Annotated in this window: 17 protein-coding genes and 2 tRNA genes; 10 read left to right on the top strand and 9 right to left on the bottom strand. The window is 69.1% G+C overall.

What is annotated here, in order from left to right; all coding sequences use genetic code 11:
* Nucleotides 1-13: 13 nt before the first annotated feature.
* The gene (locus tag I1A62_RS29730) at nt 14-445 is read left to right on the top strand and encodes a nitroreductase family deazaflavin-dependent oxidoreductase (RefSeq protein ID WP_124394257.1); all 432 of its coding nucleotides are present in this window, start codon (nt 14-16) and stop codon (nt 443-445) included.
* Here I1A62_RS29730 and I1A62_RS29725 read toward each other — a convergent pair.
* From I1A62_RS29725 to I1A62_RS29710, 4 genes are all read right to left on the bottom strand, one after another.
* Nucleotides 420-1,241: an NAD(P)H-binding protein gene (locus I1A62_RS29725; protein WP_219455832.1), complete on the bottom strand. Its 822-nt coding sequence runs from the start codon at nt 1,239-1,241 to the stop codon at nt 420-422. The two genes, I1A62_RS29730 and I1A62_RS29725, sit on opposite strands and share 26 nt — an antisense overlap.
* Nucleotides 1,242-1,317: 76 nt before the next feature.
* Nucleotides 1,318-2,640 carry a serine hydrolase gene (locus I1A62_RS29720; RefSeq protein WP_219455830.1) on the bottom strand — a complete coding sequence of 441 codons (1,323 nt, stop codon included), beginning with the start codon at nt 2,638-2,640 and terminating at the stop codon, nt 1,318-1,320.
* A 103-nt stretch (nt 2,641-2,743) separates the two neighbouring features.
* Complete coding sequence (locus I1A62_RS29715) at nt 2,744-4,312, bottom strand: MFS transporter (RefSeq protein WP_219455828.1); 1,569 nt, start codon at nt 4,310-4,312, stop codon at nt 2,744-2,746.
* Nucleotides 4,309-5,553, bottom strand: coding sequence for a cation:proton antiporter (locus I1A62_RS29710; RefSeq protein ID WP_219455827.1), 1,245 nt, complete (start codon nt 5,551-5,553; stop codon nt 4,309-4,311). The genes I1A62_RS29715 and I1A62_RS29710 overlap by 4 nt, the downstream gene beginning before the upstream one ends.
* A gap of 182 nt (nt 5,554-5,735) precedes the next feature.
* Here I1A62_RS29710 and I1A62_RS29705 point away from each other — a divergent pair, with 182 nt between their 5' ends.
* Nucleotides 5,736-6,164, top strand: coding sequence for a DUF6325 family protein (locus I1A62_RS29705; RefSeq protein WP_124394252.1), 429 nt, complete (start codon nt 5,736-5,738; stop codon nt 6,162-6,164).
* 28 nt (nt 6,165-6,192) lie between these two features.
* On the top strand, nt 6,193-6,528 hold the full coding sequence (locus I1A62_RS29700; RefSeq protein WP_124394251.1) for an SHOCT domain-containing protein: 336 nt from the start codon (nt 6,193-6,195) through the stop codon (nt 6,526-6,528).
* 46 nt (nt 6,529-6,574) lie between these two features.
* Here I1A62_RS29700 and I1A62_RS29695 read toward each other — a convergent pair whose 3' ends face one another.
* Nucleotides 6,575-7,648 carry a D-2-hydroxyacid dehydrogenase gene (locus I1A62_RS29695; protein WP_219455826.1) on the bottom strand — a complete coding sequence of 358 codons (1,074 nt, stop codon included), beginning with the start codon at nt 7,646-7,648 and terminating at the stop codon, nt 6,575-6,577.
* A 227-nt stretch (nt 7,649-7,875) separates the two neighbouring features.
* Between I1A62_RS29695 and I1A62_RS29690 the strand changes: the two genes are divergently transcribed.
* Genes I1A62_RS29690 through I1A62_RS29680 form a run of 3 tightly spaced genes read left to right on the top strand, consistent with a single transcriptional unit; the run spans nt 7,876 to nt 10,777 of the window.
* Nucleotides 7,876-9,276: an MFS transporter gene (locus tag I1A62_RS29690; protein WP_219461505.1), complete on the top strand. Its 1,401-nt coding sequence runs from the start codon at nt 7,876-7,878 to the stop codon at nt 9,274-9,276.
* Nucleotides 9,273-10,013: a fumarylacetoacetate hydrolase family protein gene (locus tag I1A62_RS29685; RefSeq protein ID WP_219455825.1), complete on the top strand. Its 741-nt coding sequence runs from the start codon at nt 9,273-9,275 to the stop codon at nt 10,011-10,013. The genes I1A62_RS29690 and I1A62_RS29685 overlap by 4 nt, the downstream gene beginning before the upstream one ends.
* Nucleotides 10,010-10,777 (top strand): SDR family oxidoreductase, encoded by a 768-nt coding sequence (locus I1A62_RS29680; protein ID WP_219455823.1) that lies wholly within the window; start codon nt 10,010-10,012, stop codon nt 10,775-10,777. Before I1A62_RS29685 ends, I1A62_RS29680 begins: the two co-directional genes overlap by 4 nt.
* Before the next feature lie 4 nt (nt 10,778-10,781).
* Here the strand turns inward: I1A62_RS29680 and I1A62_RS29675 are convergent, their stop codons facing one another.
* Entirely contained in the window at nt 10,782-11,684 is a 903-nt protein-coding gene (locus I1A62_RS29675) for a LysR family transcriptional regulator (protein ID WP_219455820.1), read from the bottom strand.
* Between the two features lie 101 nt (nt 11,685-11,785).
* On the opposite strand from I1A62_RS29675, the gene I1A62_RS29670 reads away from it, so the two are divergent.
* Nucleotides 11,786-12,151, top strand: coding sequence for a nuclear transport factor 2 family protein (locus tag I1A62_RS29670; protein ID WP_124394246.1), 366 nt, complete (start codon nt 11,786-11,788; stop codon nt 12,149-12,151).
* 74 nt (nt 12,152-12,225) lie between these two features.
* On the top strand, nt 12,226-12,699 hold the full coding sequence (locus I1A62_RS29665) for a hypothetical protein (RefSeq protein WP_124394245.1): 474 nt from the start codon (nt 12,226-12,228) through the stop codon (nt 12,697-12,699).
* A gap of 74 nt (nt 12,700-12,773) precedes the next feature.
* Here the strand turns inward: I1A62_RS29665 and I1A62_RS29660 are convergent.
* The 3 genes from I1A62_RS29660 to I1A62_RS29650 form a co-directional block, all read right to left on the bottom strand.
* A tRNA-Arg gene (locus I1A62_RS29660) sits at nt 12,774-12,846 on the bottom strand.
* A 54-nt stretch (nt 12,847-12,900) separates the two neighbouring features.
* Nucleotides 12,901-12,992 (bottom strand) — tRNA-Ser (locus tag I1A62_RS29655).
* Between the two features lie 99 nt (nt 12,993-13,091).
* Complete coding sequence (locus tag I1A62_RS29650) at nt 13,092-13,817, bottom strand: dienelactone hydrolase family protein (RefSeq protein ID WP_219455819.1); 726 nt, start codon at nt 13,815-13,817, stop codon at nt 13,092-13,094.
* 61 nt (nt 13,818-13,878) lie between these two features.
* On the opposite strand from I1A62_RS29650, the gene hisC reads away from it, so the two are divergent.
* Nucleotides 13,879-14,955, top strand: coding sequence for a histidinol-phosphate transaminase (gene hisC / locus I1A62_RS29645; protein WP_219455817.1), 1,077 nt, complete (start codon nt 13,879-13,881; stop codon nt 14,953-14,955).
* Between the two features lie 89 nt (nt 14,956-15,044).
* A complete protein-coding gene (locus I1A62_RS29640; RefSeq protein WP_219455815.1) occupies nt 15,045-16,742 on the top strand; it encodes a bifunctional UDP-sugar hydrolase/5'-nucleotidase in 1,698 nt (565 codons plus the stop codon).
* The last annotated feature ends 7 nt before the right edge of the window (nt 16,743-16,749 follow it).

Below are 16,749 nucleotides of genomic sequence, written 5' to 3'. Positions count from 1 at the left end.
AGACGAGGACGCCGTGGCCGATCTGTTCGTGAAAACCCTTCAGCTGCACCAGTTCGTCTACGAACACAGCCACGGCTGGGTGGGGCATCGGTTGTTGTTCGGGATGCCGACGCTGTTGCTGCGCAGCGTCGGCCGGAAGTCCGGTCAGCCGCGCACGTCCGCGTTGACCTACGGCCGCGACGGCGCGAGCTATCTGGTCGTCGCGTCGAAGGGCGGCGCGCCCACGTCGCCGGCGTGGATGCACAACGTGCTGGCCGCCCCGACCTGCGAGATCCAGGTGGGCCGCGAACACATCACCGTGGCGGCGCGGAAAGTGCTTCCGGGCGAACCGGATTACGACCGGATGTGGGCGAAGATGAACGAGATCAACCACGGCCGGTACCGCGACTACCAGAAGAAGACGGACCGCCCGATTCCCGTCATCGCGCTGACCCCGAACCGCTGAACTCGTCGGCGTGCGCCGACGCCCATTGCGCGAACGTGGTCGCCGGGCGGCCGGTGAGTTGCTCGACGAGGCGGTTCGCCTGCTGCGGGTGGTCGACGAGACTCGCCATCCCGTCCAGGTACCAGCGGGCGTACTCCCCCATCGCCGGTGTCAGGACGTCCACCGCCTCGTCCAGCGGCACCTGCCGGTACTCGATGTTCCGGCCGAGGGCGGCGCCCAGTTCCCGCACGAGGTCGGCGCGGGTGATCGTCGCGGGACCGGTCAGTTCGTACGATTTGCCGACGTGCCCGTCGTCGAGGAGGGCGACGGCCGCGACCTCGGCGATGTCGTCCATGGCGATCGGCGCGTTCGCCGCCGTCGGGTAGGGCTCACGCACGGTGTCGCCCGCGGCGATCTGCGGTGCCAGGATTCCCGCGTTCTCCATGAACTCGCCGGGCCACAGGTGTGTCCATTCGATGCCGGACGCCTCGACGGCGCGTGCGACGTCACCCCAATGGCCGTCGTGGGGGCCGGAGAGGTCGACGACGTGCCGGACTCCGGCCTGCTTCGCCAGGCGCAGTGCGTCCGGTGCGGTGTCGGGAGTCGGTGCGAGGTAGAGGGAATCGACGCCGTCGAACGCCGCGGGCAGGCTGTCGAGTCTGCGGAGGTATCCCTCGGCGACGGTGACCGAGTCCGGAAGTTGCGCCCTGTCAGGATGATTCGTGAGGGCCCGGACGTCCGTCGCACCCCGCGCGAGCAGGTGGTCGACGAGCATTCGGCCGATGTTCCCGGTTGCCCCCGTCACGAGAATCGTCATGGCTGCACGCTACTACCGCGCCCGGGCACGTGAGTGGCAAAGTGTGCCCGGGCACGCTTTGCCACTCACCTGGGGGTCAGCTGGTCGGCGGGGCGGGGGTCGTGGACGGCGCCTGCGCCGGGGTCTCCGACGGCGTCGGTGTGGCGGGGGACGACGCGTCCGGGTTCTGCACCTCCGGCCGGAGCCGGTAGATGTGTTCGGGCGAGATGACTTCGGTGACGGCTCCCGCCAGCGCCGTGCTCGGTTCGCTGTCTTCGTAGGGGATGTCGGTGTTGAGCATGATCGCGACCGTGGTCTCCGTCTCGGGCAGGTACATGCACACCGTCTGGTAGCCGGGGAGGCTGCCGTTGTGCCCGATCCAGCCCGCGATGTCGAAGATGCCCAGCCCGTAGCCGACGTCGGACGCCAGACCCGGCGCGGTCACCGTCTCGAGCCGTTGCGCCTGCGTGGCCGGCTGCAGCAGGGTTCCGGTGGCCAGCGCGGGCGCCCAGATGCGCAGGTCGTCGAGGGTGGAGATCATGGCGCCCGCCGCCCATCCCCAGGACGGATTCCAGTCGGTGGCGACGGCTTCCTTCTCGTCCAGGGTCTGCTCGGTGTAGCCCTGCGCGTGCGGTTCGGGGAACGCGTTGGTGGTCGGGAAACTGGTGTCCGCCATCTTCAACGGCTGCAAAATCTTCTGCGAGACGTACTCCGGGAGCGGTATTCCGCTGACCTTCTCGACGGCGAGCCCCAGCAGGACGGTGTTCGTGTTCGAATACTCGAATCCCTGACCGGGCGGGAAGGACGCGGGCTGCGTGAACGCGTAACCCAGCAGCTCTGGCGGCGTGAATTCCCGCATCGGGTCGGAGAGCAACGCCTGCTGGAAGTCCTTGTTGGCCGTGTAGTTGGGCAGCCCGCTCTGCATCCGGGCGAGCTGGCGCAGCGTGATCTGGTCACCCGCGGGCACGCCCTCCACGTACTTCGAGATCGGGTCGTCGAGGGCCACCTTGTCTTCGTCGACCAGTTGCAGCAGACCTGTGACCGTGAACGTCTTTGTCACACTGCCGATCCGGTGATAGAAGTCGGTCTCCATCGGCGCGCCCGTCGACTTGTCGGCGACACCGAACGCCTTCACGTAGTCACCGTCGGGCCCCCACACGCCGACGATCGCGCCGGGAATCGCCGCCATCGACATCGTCTTCTCGATCGCCTCGTTCAGTCGGTCCGCGACACCGGGGTCGATCTGCGCGGCGCCCGCTTCGGCACCTGCCGATCCCGCCTGCGTCGTCGTCGAGGTCGCGGAGGTGCCCGTGGACGAGGAGTCGTCGGAGCACGCCGCCGTCACCACCAGCAGCAATGCTGCCGCGACCGCCGCGAGACCGCGTCGCCGATTCGTCTTGGTCACGACCTGAGCTGTCATCGTGCGGTCCCGTCGTCGAGGTGCCCCTCTCGGGAATTTACCCCGCGACCGCCGGGCGAATGTACCTTTCGGCGCTTCCGAAGCGACCGACGGTACGTTCGCCCTACTGCGCACTCTCGGTCGCGTATTCGGCCAGCAGCCGCTTCTCCTTGTCGCGGCGCGGGTAGAAGAAGAACACCACCACGGCCCCGGCGCACACCACGAGGATCGCGGCGAGGTACGCGCGGTCGTCGCCGTCCAGGAAGGCGTTGCGGGCGGCCGCGATGATCTGCTCGGCGTACTGCGGATAGCGTTCCGCGAGCACCTCGGCGCTGGAGTACGACTTCGTCAGCGCCGCTTGGGTTTCCGCGTTGATCTGGCCGGCGTCCGGCGACGAGGCGATCGTGGCGGACAGCGACTTCGCGTAACCGGCGGTGAGGACCGCGCCGAGGATCGACTGCATGATCGCGCCACCGAGGTCGCGTTGCAGGTCGGACGTGCCCGACGCCATGCCCGCCCGCGACACCGGCACCGACCCGGTCAGCGACCGCGACGCCGGGGTTCCCGCGAACCCGACCCCGATGCCGACGAACGCGTAGGCCAGTGCCACCCACCAGTACGTCGCGTTCTCGTCCCACCACACCAGCGCGACGACCAGTCCGAGGACGACGAACAGGTAACCCAGGAGCAGGGTGAACCGGGAGCCGTGCGATTCGATGAGTTTCGCGGAGCGGGGTGCGACGACGACCATCGCGACGGCGGCCGGGATGATCGCGGATCCGGCGGCGAGCGTGGAGTACCCGAGCACGTTCTGGAGGAACTGCTGCCCGATGAACATCGCTCCCATCAAGGCGCCGAACACGATCACCCCGCCGACGGCGGCCACCCAGAACGTCGGGCGGGCGGCGACGTGGAGATCGAACAGTGGGTGCGCCGCCCGACGTTGCTGCAGGAAGAACGCGGCACCCGCGGCGAGAGCGATCAGGCCGAGACCGACGGCGAGTGCCCCGGAGCCGTCCACGGGCGCGAAATTGATCGCGAGGATGAGGGCGGCGATGAAGACGACGGAGATGATGCCGCCGAGATTGTCGACGGGATCGGTCGTTTCGTTGACGTGGGCGGGCACCCACAGGATGGCGCTGACGAGGGCGAGACCGGCGAGCGGAAGGGTCACGAGGAACACCGAGCCCCAATGGAACTGCTCGAGGAGCGCCCCCGACACGATCGGTCCGAGCGAGGAGATCGCGCCACCGAGCGCCGACCACAGTGCGATCGCCTTGGTGCGCGGCAGTCCCGACCACAGCGCGGTGATGATCGCGAGCGTGGTGGGGAACGCGAGCCCGGCGGAGACACCGCCGAGAACTCGTGCGAGGAACAGTATTTCGAAGTTCCCGGCGAACCCCGCGATCGCCGACGCCGGCAGCGACAGCGCCATGCCGAGCACCAGCATCTGCTTGCGCCCGTAGCGGTCACCGAGCGCCCCGAGGTAGAGGACCGACGCGGCCAGCCCGAGGGAGTAGGCCACGGCGATGAGGTTCAGCTGCGTCTGACTCGCGTCGAACGCGCGGCCGATGTCGGGGAGCGCGACGTTCGCGACGGACAGGTTCAGGTTGGCGACGGCGGCGACGAGGATGAGGGTCGCGAGGGTCAGCGTCGCCCGGGCCGGCGCCTGCGTCGATTCGGTTCGAGTCACGGTCTGCTCCCGGGGTTCTTGTCTCCTCGTGCGCCCGGGCCGGTCGGGTCGGCCACCGGTTCGGGCATCGACGCGAGCAACGATGCCGCGAGCGGGAAGAGGAGGACGGTGATCGCACCCGCCGCGACGAGCACGGACGCATTGGCGGACGTCATGTCACCCGAGTCGACGGCCACTCCCGTGACGGCGACGATCAGCGGCAGACCGGTTCCCGCGTACAGCGCCAGCTGGGTGCGCTCGCGGACGGTGAAGGGCGGGTCCGTGCCGTCGGCGCCGCGGTCGAATCTCCCGGCGAAGTAGACCGGTCCCGACCGCACCAGCAGGATCAGCAGGACGAACGCGATCAGGACGCCGGGTTCGGACGCCACCGCGGCGACGTCGATGGCCATACCCGACGTCACGAAGAAGATCGGGATCAGGAAACCGAACGCCAGGCCGTCCAGTTTGGTTTCGAGTGTTTCGTCGCCCTCGGGAGTGGCGCGCCGCAGGATGAATCCCGCCGCGAATGCTCCGAGGATGGTGTCGAGGCCGAACTCCGCCGCGAGCACGGTGAGTGCGACGAGGAGCAGCATCGTCAGCCGGACCGTCGTCTGCGACGTCGTCTCCGACCCCGACCGGATGATCGCGGTGATCCGGGAGCCCTCGCGCCGCACACGGGCGGGGATGAACGCGACCAGCACCGCCGCGGCCGTGAACAGTCCGAGGACCACGATGGACGCCACCGAACCCCGGGACCCGAGCAGCACCGCCATCGCGACGACGGGTCCGAGTTCGCCGAACGCGCCGTGATTGAGGATCGTCCGGCCCAGCCGGGTGTCGAGTCCGCCCGCGTCCCGGAGGATCGGCAGGAGCGTGCCGAGCGCGGTCGACGTCATCGCGATGGCCACCGCCGTTCCCGCGTCGACCCCTTGAGCCAGGCTCAGCAGCGACACCACCGTGAACGCCAGCGCCAGCGAGATCAGCCACGTCAGTAGCGCCCGCCTGCCGCCGCGACCGGTGATCTCGGCCGTGTCGATCTCGTAGCCGGCCAGCAGGAACAGCAGTCCCAGCCCCAGTTCCCGCAGCAGGTCGATCTCGCTGCCCGCGACCGCGAGGTCGAAGACGTGCGGGCCGATGACGATCCCGGCGGCGAGGAGGAGCACGACCTCGGGCACCAGCTTGCGGGGGAACAGCCCGGCGAGCAGCGGGGCGATCACGGCGCAGGCCACGATCCAGAAAAGCGAGGCTCCCACGGAAGGCATGCATCACCCGTCTCTCGAACCACCCGGCAACGGCACTGCGCTCGAGCCTCACAGAACCCGGACCCCGCGGCATCATCCGTAGGGGATGAACGGCGGCGAGCGGAATCACCCGTCGTGGATGATGCGCACCCCCGGGCCGGTCGCGATCATCGACACCAGGGCACCCAGCGCAGGGAGAGAAGATGTCGATTTCAGCTGAAGATGTCGGTCCGGTCGCGTTCCTGTTCCTCACCTTTCCGGGTGAACGGGCCGATCCCGCGGTGATCGACACGTTCCGCGAGGTGGTCGCCCAGGGCGTGATCACCATCCTCGATCTCGTGTTCGTCTCCAAGGGGGCGGACGGCACACTGAGCCAGGTGGAGGTGGACGAGGACCTCGACAGCATCGGACTCGCCGCCCTGTCCCTCGAAGCCAAGGCACTGATCAGCGACGAAGACCTCGAGGTGGTACGCGAATCACTGGAGCCGGGCACGTCGGCGGTGGCGCTCGTGTACGAGCAGACGTGGGCGCGCAAGCTCGCGGCCGCATCCCGCCACGCCGGCGGCGAAGTGGCTCTGCACCTGCACATCCCGCGCGAGGTGGTCGAGGCGGCCATCGCCGCCGCGGTCTGACGGTCACGAACGGAAACGGAGCAACGACATGGTTTTCAGGGGTCCACGCCGCATGGGACGTCCCGGGCTGCTCGGCACGGTGGCTCGGACGGCGGTCATCACCGGCACTGCGCGGGCGACGTCGAACGCGATGAACCGGCGCGCCGCCAGCAAGGACGCGGAGCAGCAGGCTCGGATCGACGAGGCGGCGCAGCAGCAGTACGCGGAACAGCAAGCAGCGCAACAGCAGGCACCTCCGCCGCCGCCAGCGCCGGCCGGAGGCGACCTGGTGTCCCGCCTCCAGGAACTCGCCGGCCTGAAGGAGGCCGGCGTGCTCACGGACGAGGAATTCGCGGCGGCGAAGGCGAAACTGCTCGGGTCCTGAACAGACCACGACGACACGCCCACCGGACGCGCCGTCGTAGCCGGAGTCAGTAGAACTCGACGGTGTCCACGCGGTTGATCAGTTCCTCGCCGTCGAGGAACCGGGTGGCGTTGCGCGCGAACAGTTCCGCGATCAGGCGATCCTCCGCGGGATTCAGCGCCGCGGTGTGCGGGCTGACCAGCACGTTCGGATGAACCCACACCGGGCTGTCCGATGCCAGCGGCTCGGACGCGAACACGTCGAGCGCGGCGAAGCCGACCCGCCCGTCCTCGATCGCCGCGGTCATGGCGGCCTCGTCGACGACGCTGCCGCGGCCGACGCTCACCACCGTCACTCCGGGCTTGACGGCGCCGAATACCTTTGCGCTGACGAGACCTTCGGTGGCACTGGTTCCGGGAAGCGTCACGACGATGCCGTCCGCGTCGCCGACCACGTCGGCCAGCCGGTCGGGGTGCACGATCTCGTCGACGCCCTCGACCGCGGTGTCGCGCCTGCTCGTTCCCACGACCGTCGCGCCGAGCGCCTTCAGCTTCAGCGCCGTCGCCCGGCCGATGCTGCCCAGCCCGACGATGACGATGCGCTGCCCGGACACGGTGCCCATGGCCCACCGGCCGCTCCACGCCTTGTCGCGCTGCTGGGCGAGTAGCCGCGGGAGGGTCTTGGCGCCGGCCAGCAGTCCGAAGACGGCGAACTCGGCGAGCGGTTCCGCGTGCACGCCGGCGGACGTGCTGAATGCGATGCGGTGGAGTTGCTCGTCGGTGAGTCCGGCCGCCTTCACCTGGGCGCCGCCGCCGGCCGGCATCGTGTGCACCCAGCGGAGGCCGGGGTTGACGCGCGCCGTTCTGGTCAGTGCAGCGGGCGTCTCGTCGGGTATGCCGTACAGGGCCTGCGCCGAATCGACCAGGTCGTCGAAGGCCTTCTGCTGCTCCGCGGTCCGGGTGAACGACGGGTCGCCGGAGTGATCACCCGGGAATCGGGAGGGCGGCAGCAGATCCTGCTCGCGGATGAAGTCGATGCGCGGTTCCGCGCGCGTGACGAGGTCGATGAGTTCCTCGCTCACGGGGGTCGCGGCGACTACGCGGAGTCGCCGCTCGTGCGGCTTCGGGTCGTGTGCACTCACTGCGGATTCCTTCGGTACAGGACCAACTCTGGCCATATGTTCAGAATAAAAACTCTGCACTAATCATGTGATTCAGTCAACATTTCCAATTACGTATGACAAATAGCTCGTTGCGCGGTAGGGTCCTCGCCATGCCAGTGACCTGGGTCACTGCACCGACCTGTTTGTGACCGCGCTGAACGTGGTCCCGTCCCGCAACGGAGCAGAAGATGTCGCCAGAATCGAAAATGCCGGAAGGCAGTGGATCCACCCGACAGGTGCGCGCCTCGGGCGACCCGGACTACGCCGCGAACCTCAAACGCGCGACGCTCGCCAGTTCCATCGGCAGCGCACTCGAGTACTACGACTTCGCCCTGTACGGCCTGGCGTCGGCGCTGATCTTCGGTGAGCTGTTCTTCCCCGCGATGGGCGCGTCGGCCGCGCTGATGGCCAGTTTCGGCACGTACGCCGTCGGATTCCTGGCCCGCCCCGTCGGCGGTCTGTTCTTCGGCGCCCTCGGCGACCGCATGGGGCGCAAGGCCGTCCTGATGATCACGATCGCGATCATGGGCGGTGCGAGCACTCTGATCGGCGTGCTGCCCACTGGAGCCCAGGTCGGCATCTGGGCGCCGATCCTGCTGGTCGCGCTGCGACTGCTGCAGGGCTTCGGCGCCGGCGCCGAGCAGGCCGGTGCCACCACGCTGATGGCGGAGTACTCACCGACCCAGCGACGCGGCTTCTTCTCCGCACTCCCGTTCGTCGGGATCATGGTGGGCACCCTGATGGCGTCGGGGGTCTTCGCGATCCTCGGTCAGATCGATCGTGAACTGCTCCTCGCCTGGGTGTGGCGGGTGCCGTTCCTGGCCTCCATCTTCCTCATCGCGGTCGCCGTGTTCATCCGGCTCCGCATGCAGGAGAGCCCGACGTTCATCAAGTTGGAGAAGCAGGACCAGATCAGCGAGAGCCCGTTCCGGGAACTGATCGGCAATTCGATGCCCAGCGTGCTCCGCGGCATCGGCCTGCGGATGGCCGAGAACGGCGGCTCGTACATCTTCCAGACCCTCGGCATCAGCTACGTGACGACGGTGGTGGGTGTCAGCAAGTCGATCGGACCGCTCGCGATCGCGTGCGGCGCCGCCATCGGCATGCTCGTCATCCCGTTCTCGGGCGCGCTGTCGGACCGCTTCGGCCGGATGCGGGTGTACCGGTTCGGTGCGGCGCTGCAACTCGTCCTCGCCGTCCCGTCGTGGTGGCTGCTCTCGCTCGGCAACCCCTACCTCGTGGTCGCGACCCTCGCGGTCAGCTACGGGATCGGCGTCAACGTGATGCTCGGCGCGCAGTGCGCGGCCCTGCCCGAGCTGTTCGGAAACCGTCACCGCTACATCGGCGTCGCGGTCGCCCGGGAGACGAGCGCAATCCTCGCCGGCGGCATCGCCCCCTTCGTCGGCGCGCTGCTGCTGTCGCTGATGAACAACTCCTGGGTGCCGCTCGCGATCTACGTTCTGGTCCTCAGCGTCATCTCGTTCGCCACGACGTTCGTGACCCCCGAAACCCGTGGCCGCGACCTCGGGCTCGCGTGGGATGCGATGGCCGACCCGGTCCACGGACCGGATGCCGTCGCCCCGTCGAAGGATCGGGTCGACGCATGAGACTGGCCCGCATCGCGACCGATTCGGGACCGCGGCCGGTGTGCCTGCGCGACGGTCGCTGGCACGAGGTGGCCGATCCGTTCGCGGACACGTTGACGTTCACCGGACCCGCACACGACGTCGACGGGGCGCGCCTGCTCGCGCCTGCCGAACCGCGGGTCCTGCTCGGGATGGCGCACAACGGCGCACCCGGAGATCGCGACCTCCCGTTGCAGGCGTTCATGAAGTCGGCGCGCACGGTGATCGGCCCCGACGACCCGATCGTCGTCGACGAGGAGCTGGGGAAGGTCGTCGCGGAGGGCGAACTGGCCGTCGTCATCCGGCGCACGTGCCGCAGGCTGCGCCCCGAGGACGTGCCTTCCGCGATCCTCGGCTACACGATCGGCAACGACGTCACCGCCGTCGAGCAGATCGCGCTGGACGACAAGCTCACCCAGGCGAAACACGGCGACGGCTTCACCCCGCTGGGTCCGTGGATCGAGACGGACCTCGACCCCGGCGACGTGCCGATCGCCGTGCGCGTCAACGGGGTCACCGTGGCGGAGGCGTCCACGGAGCAGCTGGCGTGGAACGTGTCCGAGCAACTGGTCCATCTCACCCGGTATCTGACGCTGGGGCCGGGAGACGTCGTGCTCACGGGTTGCCCGTTCACGTCGGGCCCGATCGAACCGGGCGACCGTGCCGAGATCACGCTCGACGAAATCGGCACACTGAGCAATCCAGTGCGTGCTCTATGAACCTCTTCGATCTGTCCGGGCGCATCGCCCTGGTCACCGGTTCGAGCCGGGGAATCGGCTACGCCCTCGCGCGGGGCCTGGCCGGGGCGGGCGCCACGATCGTCCTCAACGGGGTGTCGGCCGAGCGCCTCGCACAGGCACGTGAGCGCCTCGGCGAGGAATTCGGCGACACCCGTGTCCACGCGTACGCGTTCGACGTCACCGATCCCGAGCGCGTGACCGAATCCGTCGCCCGGATCGAGTCGGAGGTCGGGCCGATCGAGATCCTGGTGAACAACGCTGCGTTGCAGCACCGCCAGCCCCTGCTCGATGTCACCCTCGAGGACTGGAACAGGGTGCTTACGACCGACCTCACCAGCGCCTTCCTCGTCGGGCGTGCGGTCGCACGGTTCCAGATCGGCCGTGGCAGCGGGAAGATCGTCAACGTCTGCTCGGTGCAGAGCGACCTGGCCCGGCCCACCATCGCGCCGTACACCGCCGCGAAGGGCGGGCTGCGGAATCTGACCCGCGCGATGACGGCGGAGTGGGCACGCTCCGGGCTGCAGATCAACGGCCTCGCCCCCGGCTACATCCACACCGAGATGACGCAGGCCCTCGTCGACGACGCCGAGTTCGACGCCTGGCTCCGCAGCCGCGCGCCGGCAGGCCGGTGGGGCACCCCGGACGACCTCGTGGGTCCGGCGGTGTGGCTGGCGTCGGACGCGTCCCGGTACGTCAACGGTCAGGTGATCTTCGTCGACGGCGGGATGACGTCGGTGGTGTGACGAGTCACCCGGCCGCGGACGCGGTCTGCACGTCCCCGAAGGATCGGCGGGTGTGCCGGACGAGTTCGCGGAGCGCGGGACCCCCGAGGCTCTTCCAGACCAGCGCGAGCACGGCCGGGATGTCGACGCCGTCGAGGGCGACCGCGGTCAGCCGGCCCCGGTAATCCGTGGCCATCGACTCGCTGAGGATCGCCACCCCCAGCCCGCGGATCGCGAGGTCGGCGACGGCGTCGGGCGCACTCGCCTGCAGGGCGATGTCGGGACGCAGGCCGGCGGCCGCACACGCCTCGTCGAACACCGTCCGGATGCCCGTTCCGGTCGGCATACATACGATCGGATGGTCGCCGAGTTCGGCCAGCGTGACTCGCGACTGCCCTGCGAGCGGGTGATCCGGCGACACGGCGGCGACCAGCCCCTCACTGATAATCGGGAAGGCGTCCAGCCCTTCCGGCGGGGCGGTCGAGGTGGCGACGAGAGCGAGATCGATCGCACCGGCGCGGACGCGTTCGACGAGGCGGTCGGAGCTGTCCTCCGTCAGCGTGATCTCGATCCCGGGGTGCGCGACGTGGAACACGGACAGCGCGTCGAACAGCGGCTTGATCGTGCACGCGGTGACCATCCCGACGACGAGCCTGCCCCGGATCAGCTGGTTCACGTCGTCGACGGCCTGCCGCATCGCGTCGGCCGAGGCGAGTGCCGCGCGGGCGTGCAGCAGCGCCGCCTCCCCCGCCGACGTGAGCGTCGCCGTCCGGCTCGACCGGTCGATCAGCGTGGCGCCGAGGTCGTGCTCGAGTTGCCGGATCTGCGCGCTGATTCCCGACTGGCTGATGTGGACGCGTTCCGCGGCGCGGGTGAAGTTCGCTTCCTCGGCGACCGCGACGAAATACTCCAGCTGCCTCAGTTCCATAAGCAATGATTCTAGTATTCAGCAGAACTATCTGTTGGACTTCCGGTTGGGGCGGCACCACCATGGAAAGGGACAGCAGTTCACCCACGAAAGGATTCCCGGTGACCGACTACGAGAAGGCCCAGCACCCCGAAGACCTCACCCGACTGTTCGTCGAGCGCAGCAACGCAGGCGACGCGGCCGGAGTCGCCGCCCTGTACGAGGAGAACGCCGTGATGGCGTACCCGCCCGGCAGCCGGACCGTCGGCCGGGCCGCCATCCGGAAGCTGTGGGAGTCGGTGCTCGCGAACGCGCCGCACTTCGAACCCGAGACGCCGCTCCCCACCCTGATCAGTGACGACATCGCGCTCACGTCCACCCCGCCGAAGGACGGATCCGGCGCGCGGGCGCAGGTCGTCCGCAGGCAGCCGGACGGAAGCTGGCTCCGGCTCCTCGACCAGCCGGAATTCGTCCCGCCCACCAGCTGAACCGGCCCCTACACGGCATGAACTTCGTTGTCCACCATTGCATCTGCATTCGGATCGGTGGGATCATAGAGGTCATGCGCAGACCGCGTTGGCCGGCAGTAGCACCACCCACCACCGGAGGACACCGGGTCCACGGCCCCCTGCTCCTCAGCGCCGAAGACCACCTCACGCTCGAGCTGTTCGAGATCGTGGCGTTCCCGGACGGCCTCCAGCTCCGGATGGCCCTGACCGCGACGGGCAGGCCCGCGGAGCTGGCGCAGTACGAGACCCGTTCGCTGTCCGACCCCGACGATCCCTCGACGCGGTGGTCCTACCTGTCGGTGCGGGCACGCGTCGACGACATCGAGGGCGAGGCCGACCCGTACCATCCGGCGGCGGCGTCGAAGCCGTGCGGGAGCGGGCCGCCCGAGTACCGGACCGAGCCGCACTACTGGCTCGACGCGATCCCCGCGTCGGGCTTCATCTCGGTCACCGCCGGCTGGCCGCGCATCGGCCTCGGTTCGACGACCACCACCATCGGCCTCGAATCGAGCACGCGAACGTCGTGACCGCCCGGCCCTACGGACCGGCGACAAAGAGAAGCCCCGCCACCTGCATCACTGCAGTCGGCGGGGCTTCTTTGTGCGCCCGAAGGGATTCGAACCCCTAACCTCTTGATCCGTAGTCAAGTGCTCTATCCGTTGAGCTACGGGCGCATGTTCTTCAGTTGTCGAACTTGTCTAACTCTCACCGGCCGTCTAGGCCCGGTGTGGCGGAGGCGAGAGGATTTGAACCTCCGGTCCCTCGTAAAAGGGACAACTCATTAGCAGTGAGTCCCATTCGGCCGCTCTGGCACGCCTCCCTGGGGTGGTTCCGATCCCTTCGGACCGCCGGTGCGAAAGATTACACACCTTTCCACCACAAAGGCAAAACGGCTGGTCAGCGCGCAGGAATGGCCGGTCTAACGCAGGTTGCTGTCGAACCAGTCGAAGATCCGCCGCTGCGCGTCGACGATGGCCTGCGCGCCCGGGTCGTCGTCCCGGCCGTCGGGCACCTGGGGCGGTTCGTCGGCCCGGTGCGCGAGCCCGGCGTAACTCACGACGAGTCCCGCGACGTCGGACTTGGCGGTGGCGTCGCGCAGCATCTCGACCTGATCGGGCGGTGTGGACGGATCGTCCTCCCCGTACAGACCGAGCCACGGCGCCTTCAGCCCGGGCGCCGCGTGCACGAGCGCGGGCGCATCCTCCGACAGTGGTTCGACGATCCCGGGGGCGGCGACACTCACGGCGGCACCGACGGGACGGGTCGTCGCGACGAGCAGGGCGGCGGTCCCGGCGTCGTCGAAACCGAGCACCCCCACGCAGTCGGCGTAGATCCCGCGCGCGATCAGCCAGTCGAAGGTGGCGTCGAAGTCGGCGAACAGGGCGTCGCCGAACACCTCCGCGTCGCTGGTCGCCGGTTCCCGGTGGAAGAGGTGCGGCGCGACCGTCACCCACCCCTCCATCGCGAGCGAACGCATCAGATCGAGGAGAGCGTCGCTGAACGTGCGCGATTCGTGCAGGATCACGATCCCGCCCCGCGCCGGACCGTCCGGTTCCACCGCGGTGAGCGGAACGCGCCTCTGCGGGTCTACGGGCGCGTCTCCGGACGTCCGCAGGGCTGCACTGTCCCTGAAGAATCCCGACATGTCCCTACCTTGGCACGAAGGGGGCGTCGGCGCAGTGGATCGGGAGGCGCATAATCGCCTGGTGACTCCGCGAACCAGGGCAGACCTCGACTCGATCACGGCATACGTTCCCGGCAAGAGCTATCCCGGAGCGATCAAGCTGGCCAGCAACGAGACCACGCTGGGACCGCTGCCGAGCGTGCGGGACGCCATCGCGGACGCCGCCGCCAACGCGAACCGGTACCCGGACAACGGTCACGTCGCCCTGATCGCGGCCCTCGCCGACCACTTCGGGGTAACCGCTGCGAACATCGCCGTCGGGGCCGGATCCGTGAGCCTGTGCCAGGAACTCGTCCACGCCACCTGCAACGACGGCGACGAAGTCATGTTCGCGTGGCGCTCGTTCGAGGCGTACCCCGTGGTCACCAGCGTGGCGGGCGCGGTCCCGGTCACGGTGCCCCTCACCCCCGACTACCGGCACGACCTCGATGCGATGGCGGCCGCCGTCACCGACCGCACGCGACTGATCTTCGTCTGCACACCCAACAATCCGACCGGGCCCGCCCTGAGCGCGGATGAGCTCGAGCGGTTCCTCGACGCCGTGCCCGACCGCGTGGTCGTCGCCCTCGACGAGGCCTACTTCGAGTACAACCGTTCGGGTGCCGACGGTCTCGACCTGTTCCGCCGCCACCCGAACGTGGTGGTGCTGCGCACGTTCTCCAAGGCCTACGGCCTGGCGGGTCTCCGCGTGGGGTACGCGATCGCCGATCCCGCGGTCGTCACCGCGCTGAGCAAGGTCCACATCGCGTTCACGGTCAATGCCGTCGCGCAGGCCGCCGCCATCGCGTCGCTGGCCGCGTCCGGTGAACTGCTGGCACGCACGGACGGCGTCGTCGCCGAGCGGGGCCGGGTGCGCGACGCCCTTCTCGCCGCCGGATACGAGGTGCCCGAATCGGCCGCCAACTTCGTCTACCTCCCGCTGGGCACCCGCTCCGGAGCGTTCGGTGCGGCCAGCGCGGAGGCCGGTGTCGTGCTGCGCCCGTACGGCGACGACGGGGTGCGGATCACGATCGGCGATCCCGCGGAGAACGACGCGTTCCTCGCGTTCGCGACGAGCACCGAGGCGCGCTCGATCGCGAACGTCGCAGTCCGGGCGTAACGCTCGAGATGTAAACGTTACCCACGGGTACAACGCCCGTGACTCCTTGTTGGCAGACTCAGTGAGGTTTTGCCGAAGGGAGACCGCACATGCGTCGCCGCCCCGCGCTCCGCACTGCCGTGCTGGCGGCCGGACTGGCGACGACGCTGGCGATCTCGGTGACGTCGGGGCTGTCGGCGCAGGCCCAGGATTCGGCGGTCTCCGTCCGGCTCCTCGCCTTCAACGACCTCCACGGCAGCCTCGAACCGCCACCCGGCGTCCGCAGCCAGGTCGAGCACGCCGACGGTTCGCTGGTCCCGGCCGGCGGCGCCGCCTACCTGGCCGCCTACGTCGCCCAGCTGCGCGGGCAGGCCACTCATTCACTGCTGTATTCGGTGGGTGACAACTGGGGGTCGTCGGCGCTCGAATCCGCGATGTTCCACGACGAACCGACCGTGCAACTGCTCAACCGGATGGGCGTCGACGCGTCCGCGATCGGCAACCACGAACTCGACGAGGGATACACGGAGTTCCGGCGGATGCAGACCGGCGGCTGCCATCCCGTCGACGGCTGCCGGTTCGGAAACACGTTCGCGGGCGCGAACTTCCCGCTCCTCGCCGCGAACATGGAGTTCGACGACGGCGCGCCCGCGACACTGCCGTTCACCGTCGACTACGTGGAGGGCATCCCGGTCGGGGTCATCGCGACCATGCCCGCCGACACCGCCACGATGGTGACACCGGAGGGCGTGGGCGGCCTGCGTTTCACGGACGAGCTCACGGCCGTCGACCGGACCGCGGACCTCCTCGACTTCTTCGGCGTGCGGGCCATCGTGCTGCTGCTGCACAAGGGAGCCGAACCCGTCGCCGACAACGGCCCGAACTCGTGCGAGGTGACGTCGGGACCGGCACGCGACCTCGCGCTGCGGGCGTCCCCGAAGGTCGACGTCATCTTCACGGCCGACAGCCACCAGCAGTACAACTGCTCGTTTCCCGACCCGATGGGGAATCCGCGCGTGATGATGCAGGGCGCGTCCCACGGCCGCATCGTCTCCGTGGTCGACGTCTCGATCGACCGCACCACCCGGGACGTCCTGCGCGACCGCGCGTCCGCGTTCAATCAGGTGGTCACCCACGACATCCCGCCCGACCCCGACGTCCAGGCGCTCGCCGACAGCGCCACCGCCCAGGCGTCCCGCATCGGTGCGGCGCGGGTGGCGTCGCTGTCCGGCGATCTCACCCGCGACGAGGCCTCCAGCGGTGAATCGACCCTCGGAAACGTCGTCGCCGACGCCCAGCTCGCCGCCGGGTCCGGGTACGGCGCCCAGGTGGCGCTCACCAACCCCGGCGGACTCCGCGAAGACCTGCTGCGGGGCGTCGACGGGGCCGTCACCTACGGGCAGACGTACGCCGCTCAGCCGTTCGGCAACACCCTCGAGGTCCTGACCGTCACCGGCGCGGTGCTGAAGGCCGCCCTGGAGCAGCAGTTCCAGCCCCGCGGCGACGGCACGGTCACGGAACGGATCCTGGCGCCGTCGCGTTCGCTGACGTATGCCCTGAACCGCTCGGCGATCGTCGGCGAACGCATCTCGGACCTCCAGGTGAACGGCGAACCCGTCGACCCCGCGCGCCCCTACCGGGTGGCGGTCAACAAGTTCCTCGCCGACGGCGGCGACGGCTTCGACGCGTTCCGCACCCGCACCGAGGCGGTGCACTCGGGCTGCGACCTCGACGCCCTCACGACGTATCTGGGAGCGAATTCACCGGTCGCGGCGCCGAACATCGACCGGATCACCGTGGTCGGTTAGGAACGCT

Origin of the sequence: Rhodococcus sp. USK10 (genome assembly GCF_019378875.1) — a bacterium.
Lineage (GTDB): Bacteria > Actinomycetota > Actinomycetes > Mycobacteriales > Mycobacteriaceae > Rhodococcus_F > Rhodococcus_F pseudokoreensis.
The sequence above is the reverse complement of the archived record's forward strand: the minus strand, read 5'-3'. Positions and strand labels throughout refer to the sequence as shown.